The sequence below is a fragment of the Streptomyces sp. NPDC002088 genome, assembly GCF_040296605.1.
Lineage (GTDB): Bacteria > Actinomycetota > Actinomycetes > Streptomycetales > Streptomycetaceae > Streptomyces.
Genome location: NZ_JBEOXO010000068.1, coordinates 1 through 7,911 on the forward strand (window position 1 = coordinate 1; position 7,911 = coordinate 7,911).

Here is a 7,911-nt window from a genome sequence, read left to right on the forward strand (position 1 = left end):
CCTCCATGCGAAGTCCACGCCGAGTACGAGAAGTTGCGAATCGCCGCGTGAAATAGACGGTCAGACAACTGTCTGGAAAACGCGAGGCCCCTCAGCGGTGACCGCCGGACTGACCACGGACTGGAACTCCGATCCAGTCGAAGGAGCGGTCAACCGGATCAAGATGCTCAAACGGCAGATGTTCGGACGCGCCGGCTTCGGCCTCCTGCGCAAGCGGGTCCTGCTCTCCTCTTGAGAATGCGCATCAGACCGCGTCCTCGATAACTCCGAGGCCGTCCGGGAACTCTTCCAAGAACGCCCGACGCGACGGATCGGCCTCTTCAGCGGCCATGATTCCAAGCAGGTCGAGGAACTCGTCCTGCTGCTCCCGCGACAGTTTGCTCACGACGTGAGCGACGCTCTCCAGGACCTTGACGGCGTCGTCTGGATCCATTTGCTCGTCTTCACAGCCTTCGATGAACCAGAGGACATCGACCAGGGCCTCGGCCAGGACTCGCGTCAGGGAGGGGTATGCAGCAGGCATTGAGACGGTCTCCAGGCAACGCGGCGAACAAGGTCTGGTCATCTCATCACATGCCGCTGACATTACGGTCAGTGACCGGCTCACGGAACTTGCGCCAGACCCTTCTTTGGGCTCCACTGCACGGGTGGGAAGCGGCTCCACCGTGTACGAAGTTGATCTGGCCCCATGGGTGAGTGGGCGGGCTGTCAGCGCAGATAACCGGTGGCCTCGGGGTGAGTAGGTCCAGCAAAGTTGGGCTATGACGATCTCCGGGGCCCCGTTCATGCCTGGCATCGAGTTGTCTGAGGTCTTGTACGAGGAGGCGGTAGAGCCGATCCTTCGGGATGCGTTTCCCCGGCTGCGTTACGCGGCTGCTCGGATCGGTAGCGGCTCTGAGGTGCTGGGCTTCGACACATCGCGGTCGGTGGATCATGAGTGGGGTCCGCGGCTGGAGATCTTCCTGACAGCCGAGGACCAGGCTCAGCACGGTGTTGCCATCCGCCGCACCCTGGCCGAAAGGCTGCCGAAGGAAGTTCGGGGCTGGCCCACCCACTTCGAGGAGAGTGACGATCCGCTGGATCCGGTCGGCCGTATGCAGTTGACCGACGGCCCGGTAAACCATCGCGTAGGCGTGTACGACGTGGACGGATGGCTGGCCGAGCGGCTCGGGGTGCGTTCGGCCGGTACGGAGCTGACCACGCGTGAATGGCTGGCGATGCCGCAGCAGCGGCTTGCTGAGACCACTGGTGGAGCGGTGTTCCATGACGGGCTTGGTGCTCTCACCGACGTCCGGCGGCGGTTGGCGTGGTATCCGGGCCAGGTATGGCGGTATCTGCTGGCTTGCCAGTGGCAGCGCATCTCGCAGGAAGAAGCGTTCGTGGGTCGCTGCGCGGAAGTCGGTGACGACATCGGTTCGGCCGTCGTGGCCGCTCGCCTGGTTCGTGATCTGATGCGCCTTTGCCTGTTGCTGGAGCGCCGCTACGCCCCCTACAGCAAGTGGCTCGGCAGTGCCTTCGGCCAGCTGCTTGCGGCGAAGTCGCTCAAGCCGGCTCTACGTGGTGCGCTGGCCGCGACGGACTACCGGACCCGGGAGGCACTTCTGTGCGACGCCTATGAGGTTGTCGCTGCTCTGCAGAACGCATCGGGGCTCAACACGCCAGTGGACCCGAAGCGGCGGCCCTACCATTCCCGCCCATTCCAGGTTCTGCGCGCCGAGCGTTTCGCGCAGGCGCTTGCGGAGACGGTCACAGACCCGGATCTTCGGACGTTGGTGCTCATGGGAAGCGTGGACCAGTGGACAGACAGCACGGATCTACTCAACCAGCCCCAAGCTATTCAGGCCGCAGCACACGCTCTCGAATGAGAGGCGGCAGGTCTGGGACGGGCTCTGCCCGGACGGCTGTGATTCGTTCCGGCTTGTCGGGATCCGACGACGTGCCCTCTTTGGAGTGAATGCACTGCTCCGTCCGCCCGGCGACGGCAGGGTTTGTGCGTCGATCGCGGCCTCGGTCCAGTGCCCAGTCCAGCCCTCACACGGGCTCCGCAGCGGCAGCGTCCGGCACAGCGCTCAGCAGACCGGCTTCCATCGCCACCCGGACCACCGTGAGAGCAGTGTCGAAGGGCATCTCGTAGAAGCGCTCACCCACGTGCTGGGCGCCGTGTAAGCCATCGGCGAGGGCGTGCCACCCGTTCCTGTTTCTGAGCGTACGACAGCACGGGGAGAAACCCAGGCATTGAGCAGCCCGTAACCGTGGCGGCCAGCATCCAGGATGTGGCAGGACATCCGCTTCGACACGTTCCTGGTGTGCCCCAACAGCACGTACTGATATGGGCCTTGGAATTCCACGACGTACAGTCGGCCTGCCGTGCCGCTGGTCGGCCCGGGGCACTGGGCACTCACCACGTCCCTCAGGAGTTCACCGTGTCCAACCTCCGCCGCCCGGGCGCGCTGGCGGGTGGCCCGAGTGGGATACGGGCGCTGAGCGAGGTCGATCCGGACTTGAACCCGGCCTGGCCGGCCGACTGGCAACGGCACTACGCGGCCGTACGCGAGCTGCTGCGCGACGATGCCGGACTGACCGAACTCCAGCCCGGCATCGCCTACCACGGAATGGACGTCGGACGATGGGTGAAGCGGAACACACACCCTCCCGAACGGCCCAATCGTCACATCGGTCACGCCCGGCCAGGACACCTCAACAAGATCGTGCTACGAGCTCTCAGGGCCGGTAGGACTCTTTTCCTGTCGTTGATGGGACAAGGGCGCGGCCGCGGGTCCTGGCGGCACCAGCTGATCGCTGATCAAGGCGTGTCCGCCGTTGGGGGCGCGCAGCGGCATCGGGGGCGGCCGTTTTCCGGTTCGCTCGCCTATGGCGACTGTGGTCGGCTGGTGGCGGTGACGCGCGCAGTTCGCCCCGTCTCGAAGGAGCAACCGTATGACCGACAGTCGCGGCCGGCGGTTCACGCATTCGGACACCACACGTGCCGAGGCGTTCAGCGACGGCGTCTTCGCCATCGCGGTCACCATCCTCGTGCTGGAACTGTCCGATCCGCCGCACCGGCCCGGGGGCCTGGCACACGCCCTGCTCGAGCAGTGGCCCGCCTACCTCGGCTATCTCGCGTCCTTCAGCTACGTCGCGGTGATCTGGCTGAACCACCACCAGGCCTTCGCCCGCGTCCGGTCGATGGACCGCGGACTGCAGGTCGCGAACCTGCTGGTGCTGTTCACGACGGCGGCGCTGCCCTTCCCCACGGCGGTGGTCTCCGACGCGCTGCGCGAAGACGCCAACGGGCCGGATGCGCGCACCGCGGCCGCGCTCTACTCCTGTGTGGCCGCGGCGATGTGTCTGAGCTGGGTGGTCCTCTACCACCATCTGCGGCGCAGGAGCGAACTCCTCGCGCAAGGGGTGGAGCCCAGCTACCTCCGTCACGGCACCCTGCGCTCCTGGATCGGTGTCGGGGCCTACGCCGTGGCCGGTGTGCTCGGGACGGCCGTCAGTCCGCTGGTCGCGCTGGGGATCTTCCTCGCACTGCCCGCCTTCTACCTGGTGACGAGCGAAGGTTTCGGCCCGTCCCGCCCTGCTCACCGCGGAGACGGATGGCTCGGACGGGCGGGACCGCCACCGGGTTCTACTTGACGTTTCCGAAGGGGTCGGGGACGACGTGCTGGTTGGCGTTGTTCCAGAAGTTCTGGATGACGAAGCCGTACTCGGGCAGCTGGTCGGTGAAGGGGCCGAACATGGCGTCGCCGAAGGGGAGCTTCCAGTCAGCCTGCAGTTCGCAGCCCAGGGCGAACACGGTGACCGGTTCCGCCCCGGCGCGGACCATGCGCGCGATCGCGGCGTCGGCCTCGTAGGGGTTCCAGGCGCCGCAGGCGTCGACCACCGGAAACACCTGGTAGCCGTCGTGGAGCATCGCCAGCGTCGGCATGGCGGTGCATGTGCCGATCGTGACCCCCGCGATGATCACGTGGGTGCGGCCGGTGGAGGCCAGCAGCTCCTCGAACGCGGTCCGGAAGGTCGGGTCCTCGTAGCAGTTGATGATGCCGGTGCGCCGGTGGATGGGCACCTCCGGAAAGAGCTCCTTGAGCTCGGGCAGCGTGTCGCCGTTCTGCCACTGGGCGTTGGAGGTGGAGAGCATCACCGGGATACCCGCTGCCTTGGCGATCTGCCCCAGACCGATGACGTTGGCCTTCAAAGTCGCCAGCGAGGCGAAATCACGGGTGCTGTCCATCAGGCCGATCTGGTGGTCGATCAGCAGGACGACGGAGTTCTCCGGGGTCGGCTTCACGTAGGGGACGCGCCCGGCAGCGCGCGCCTCTTCCGCCGTGCTGCGCAGCGGCAGGACGCGGTCGGTGATCGGGCTGACGATATCGTCGACGCGGTCGGACATTGCGGTTCCTCCTGGGTAATGCGGTCAAGGGCGGCCCTGGTGTCACCCGGCACCGGAGCGGGGCGAGGGCAACTGGTGTCGACCCTCACACGGACGTGAGGACAATCCGACGCACTTGTTCTCTTCTTTCGCATAACTACCATGTGTCGCCGCCCGCTGACCCGCTGGCCGGGACCGGGTGGTGCCACAGCCTGCGCCCCGGTTCGGGTCGCTCCTCGACGACGGCGACGGCGACGGCGACGGCGACGGCGACGGCGACGGCGACGGCGACGGCGACGGCGGAAGAACGACCATGCCCAGGACGCCGCGGACACGGGTAGGGAGCATGAAGTCCTGGTTCGCGACAACGCCGGGGCGCGAACCGGCCCGACGGCTTGCAGTGCGGCCGCCGGGTGAAATTCACGACGACACCGGCCCGCCTACGTGCGCCCTGCGCCAACCCCGGGAAAGCGTGGGCACGCCCCGCCCCACGACACGGGAGACCATGATGCCAGCGGCCGCGGAACCCAGCGGGACCCGACTGATGCCGGCGGCGTTCATCGGCCATGGCAGTCCCATGAACGCCCTGGAGGACAACCGCTACACAGCCGCATGGCGCGCCTTCGGCCAGGCCGTGCCCCGGCCGCGGGCGATCCTAGTGGTGTCGGCGCACTGGTTTGTCAATGCCACCGCCGTGACCGGGATGCCGCTACCGCGGACCATCCACGACTTCTACGGCTTCCCGCGCGAGCTCTTTGAGGTGCAGTACCCGGCGCCCGGCATGCCCGAACTGGTGGAGGAGGTCAGCGAAGCGGTAAAGCCGACCTGGGTGGGTGCCGACGCCGACAGCTGGGGCATCGACCACGGCTCCTGGTCAGTCCTGCGGCACGCGTTCCCCCAAGCAGATATCCCCGTCGTGCAGCTGAGCATCAACGCAGACAGGGACCTGGAGTACCACTTCGCGCTGGGGGTGAAGCTGGCGGCGCTGCGGGAAAGCGGAGTACTCGTGCTGGGCAGCGGAAACGTGGTGCACAACCTGCGCAGCGTAGACCCGCAGTACCCGGACGCGGGCTTCGACTGGGCCCAGCGATTCGACGAGAGCGCCCAGGGTGTGATGCTCCACCAGCCCGCCGCATCGGTGCGACTGCAGGGCCACCGGGACTACCGCACGGCCGCGCCGACCGCTGACCACTTCATCCCGCTGCTCTATCTCGCCGGACTGGCCGCCGCGTCCGGTCGCGGCGCGAAGCTGCTGGTCGACGGTTACTCCTACGGCTCGCTCTCGATGACCTCCTACACGCTGGACATCGAGTGCCCGGGTGCGGGGCAGGGCACCGGGGCGGCCGCCGAACTTCCCGAAGGCGTACCGGCGGACGTCACGAACACCTGAGGCGGCGGTGCGACAGGCGTCCCAGCCAGCCGGACCTCGGTCGTGGTAGTTGTCGAGTGGTCGAAAGCAGGGAGCGAACCGCGCGGAGGACTTCGCGATGCCCGGGCCGGTGAGGTACCGCTCGACCGCTGCGGCGTACGACGGTGGCGGGACGGGACAGCGGCACGACCCGGGCACGGGACACCCGTAACGCGCCCCCGGTCTCTCGTAATGCCGCCCGTTCGATCGCCACCCGCCTCCTCCCTCCGGCTCTGCCGCAGTAAATGCACACGCCTCGTCCCACACGCCGGTGATCACGCCTGATCGAACATCCGAGGCCACCGGCAGAGTGCCGCGGAGACCGTATCGGCTCTGCCGCAGTCAGAGGTCCTACTGATCTCTTCGGATTGTTGAACGACTTCACCACCGCCTGGTGCGTGTTCGACACGAAGGCGGCGCCGCACACCGCCTACCGCACCGCCGCCTCGATCCGCTACACCGCGCAGTCGGGAAAGTTGACCGGCACCCTGACGTACAACTGGCCGGCCGACTTTCCGCAGCTGGACGAGACCTCCGTGCGCGGCACCGACGCCCCGCTGACCCTGGTCGAGACCTCCGACCGCGGTCTGACCGCGGCCAGCGGCGGTGTCCGCGTAGACACCGATGTGCAGGACGACTACGAGCGGTGACGGCGACCGTGCGTGGCCGGGTCGGCGACACCGTGACGGTGCAGCTGGGCGTGCGCGACCACGGTCCCGGACGGACGCTCAACAGCGAGTCGTCGGGCAGCTTCGAGGTCGTCCCGCCGGAGGAGACCACTGTTCCCGATCTGGCACCGGAAGGCGCCGCCAGACTTCTTCGGCTGTTCGCAGGCCCAGTCGTTGCCGTCCCCCTCGAAGCTGTACGGGATGGAGAGGGCCACTAGCACGAGGATCGCGCGATACGTCCCTATCCGCCAGAGGCACTGAGCTCTGTTCAACCTGAATTCGCCGGTCATGGGGCTGGCGTGAGCGGGGGCTGAGATGCTCGTGCCGGTCGTAGGCGTGATCGGTAGCAGGTGATCATCCGGCGCGTTGCCGGTTCGCCGGAATCGCGATGCCGGGTCTGGAGTGCCTCGTAGGCTCCGAGGAGAGCCGGGGCCGTTGGCGGCGGGGTTCGGTCAGCCGCTTTCCCGGTAGTTCATGAACCAGTGGGTGTCGAAATAGCGGGCCATCGTGAATGGGTGGTGCGGGTCGATGAGGATGCGGCAGACGAACTCCGCGGCCTGGCAGTCAAAGGGGACGTCCTTGTTGTCAAAGGAACGGACCACGACGGGCCAACGGTCGGGGTCGTCGCCGTCGGCCCTCCAGCAGTACAGGTCCTCGTGCTCAGTGCCCGCCCAGATGAGCAGACCGTCCCTTCTGAGATCCGTCCACGGCTCCTGATTCAGGTCCAGATATCCGTCGAAGGCGCCCGTGCCGAACGTCTCGACCATGCGCTTGTAGTCGCTCGGCAGCGCGGTGCCCAGGCGTGACTCCACCTCCGCCCAGTCCACGTCCGGCCGCTGAGCGGGCTGTGTCCAGCCGGTGATCCGTCTGAGCCGCTCCATCCAGTCGACGTCCTCGTCCTCATCCGGAGCGACCGCCAAGGGTTCTGGCACTTCCCTGTGAGCGACCACCAACACCGGCCGCTCGGCCCCCTCGGCGTCCCGCGCCGTACCCGTGCCGACCCACTGATCCCCATACGCCCACGCCCGTATCTTCACGGCCCGGTCCTCGAAGGGGACGAGGAGAGCCGCGCCCCTGGACTCGTCGACCGTCGGATCGGTGAAGCCGTCGAGGACGAGGGTGCGCGGGGCGCCGTACCTGCTGTTGAGTAGGTCGGTCAGGTCCTGCGGGTTCAGGTCGCTGGGCAGGTAGATATAGCCGTCCCCCGGGCCGAGTTGGGCCAGCAGGTCGTTGACCGTCGCTTGCGTGAGCTCCATGGCGGACAGTGAAACGCACCGCACTGACAATAGGCATCGTCCAACCTGAAGCTGCAGGCCATGGGGCTGGCGAGGGCCGAGACTGGGGTGCTCGCGCCGGCCGCGACGCCTTAGACGTCGTCTCATTTGGCGAGTCGGCGGTAGCAAATGAGGGTGCAGGCGATAGCGGTGAAGGCCAGGAAGTGTTCAGCCTTGCGCTCGTAGCGG

At 67.2% G+C, this 7,911-nt stretch carries 9 protein-coding genes; 6 read left to right on the top strand and 3 right to left on the bottom strand.

Annotated elements, in window-relative coordinates; genetic code table 11:
* The first annotated feature begins 97 nt into the window (after positions 1-97).
* Positions 98-235 carry a hypothetical protein gene (locus ABT114_RS49500; RefSeq protein WP_351153748.1) on the top strand — a complete coding sequence of 46 codons (138 nt, stop codon included), beginning with the start codon at positions 98-100 and terminating at the stop codon, positions 233-235.
* A 9-nt stretch (positions 236-244) separates the two neighbouring features.
* On the opposite strand, the gene ABT114_RS49505 is transcribed toward ABT114_RS49500, so the two are convergent.
* A complete protein-coding gene (locus ABT114_RS49505) occupies positions 245-523 on the bottom strand; it encodes a hypothetical protein (protein WP_351153727.1) in 279 nt (92 codons plus the stop codon).
* Positions 524-761: 238 nt separating this feature from the next.
* Here ABT114_RS49505 and ABT114_RS49510 point away from each other — a divergent pair, with 238 nt between their 5' ends.
* Together ABT114_RS49510 and ABT114_RS49515 are read left to right on the top strand one after the other, a co-directional pair.
* Positions 762-1,865, top strand: a complete 1,104-nt coding sequence (locus ABT114_RS49510; protein ID WP_351153730.1) for a DUF4037 domain-containing protein — start codon at positions 762-764, stop codon at positions 1,863-1,865.
* 1,072 nt (positions 1,866-2,937) lie between these two features.
* The gene (locus tag ABT114_RS49515; RefSeq protein ID WP_351153733.1) at positions 2,938-3,639 is read left to right on the top strand and encodes a TMEM175 family protein; all 702 of its coding nucleotides are present in this window, start codon (positions 2,938-2,940) and stop codon (positions 3,637-3,639) included.
* Here ABT114_RS49515 and ABT114_RS49520 read toward each other — a convergent pair.
* Complete coding sequence (locus ABT114_RS49520; RefSeq protein ID WP_351153736.1) at positions 3,632-4,393, bottom strand: isochorismatase family protein; 762 nt, start codon at positions 4,391-4,393, stop codon at positions 3,632-3,634. The two genes, ABT114_RS49515 and ABT114_RS49520, sit on opposite strands and share 8 nt — an antisense overlap.
* A 523-nt stretch (positions 4,394-4,916) precedes the next feature.
* Here ABT114_RS49520 and ygiD point away from each other — a divergent pair.
* The 3 genes from ygiD (at position 4,917) to ABT114_RS49535 (ending at position 6,666) form a co-directional block, all read left to right on the top strand.
* The gene (gene ygiD / locus ABT114_RS49525; protein ID WP_351153739.1) at positions 4,917-5,762 is read left to right on the top strand and encodes a 4,5-DOPA-extradiol-dioxygenase; all 846 of its coding nucleotides are present in this window, start codon (positions 4,917-4,919) and stop codon (positions 5,760-5,762) included.
* 389 nt (positions 5,763-6,151) lie between these two features.
* Positions 6,152-6,430: a hypothetical protein gene (locus ABT114_RS49530; RefSeq protein WP_351153742.1), complete on the top strand. Its 279-nt coding sequence runs from the start codon at positions 6,152-6,154 to the stop codon at positions 6,428-6,430.
* On the top strand, positions 6,427-6,666 hold the full coding sequence (locus ABT114_RS49535; RefSeq protein WP_351153744.1) for a hypothetical protein: 240 nt from the start codon (positions 6,427-6,429) through the stop codon (positions 6,664-6,666). Before ABT114_RS49530 ends, ABT114_RS49535 begins: the two co-directional genes overlap by 4 nt.
* Positions 6,667-6,900: 234 nt before the next feature.
* On the opposite strand, the gene ABT114_RS49540 is transcribed toward ABT114_RS49535, so the two are convergent.
* The gene (locus ABT114_RS49540) at positions 6,901-7,704 is read right to left on the bottom strand and encodes an SMI1/KNR4 family protein (RefSeq protein WP_351153746.1); all 804 of its coding nucleotides are present in this window, start codon (positions 7,702-7,704) and stop codon (positions 6,901-6,903) included.
* Positions 7,705-7,911: the final 207 nt, after the last annotated feature.